The organism is Mesorhizobium sp. M6A.T.Cr.TU.017.01.1.1, from assembly GCF_004023115.1.
Classification (GTDB): domain Bacteria; phylum Pseudomonadota; class Alphaproteobacteria; order Rhizobiales; family Rhizobiaceae; genus Mesorhizobium; species Mesorhizobium mediterraneum.
This window is the reverse complement of the sequence record NZ_RZTA01000292.1, coordinates 1-459: the sequence shown is the minus strand read 5'-3', so window position 1 is coordinate 459 and position 459 is coordinate 1. Positions and strand designations below refer to the sequence as shown.

Sequence of the window (459 nt, the reverse complement as noted above, 5' to 3'; positions counted from 1 at the left end):
GTACGGCAAACCAATGCGAAACGGCTCCCATGGGGGGCCGTTTTTGTTTGAGCGGATGTAGCGTTGTTGAATTAGCTGTTGCTAAAATGTATCTTTCCCGCAGCTATGGAAAGGAATAGCATCATCGCTGTTCCTGAGGGGATGAGGCGGTGTCACTGGCCGCGCAATCAGCATTTTTCCGCCTCGGTCTTGCACGGTCAGATCAGAAATCTGGGAGGAATGCATGACAAGAACAGCCAGCCTTGGGCGCTGCGGCGTCCTCGTTTCGACAGGTTTGGTGGGCGCGTGGCTGAACGTTGCTTCGGCTCGGGCCGAGGGCGCCAACAAGGCCGACATCGAAGCCTTGAAAAAATCGCTCGCCAAATATGAGGATTACACCGTCGCCGTCCGCGACCTCTATCTGTCGACGGTCGGCTTCGTCTACTACAGCGGAGAAAAGATAGCGGGTGCGATGGACTA

General features: G+C 55.6%; 1 pseudogene. It reads left to right on the top strand.

From position 1 onward, the window contains the following. Positions 1 to 223: 223 nt before the first annotated feature. Positions 224 to 459, top strand: a pseudogene (locus EOB36_RS34050) (hypothetical protein); the annotation flags it as partial.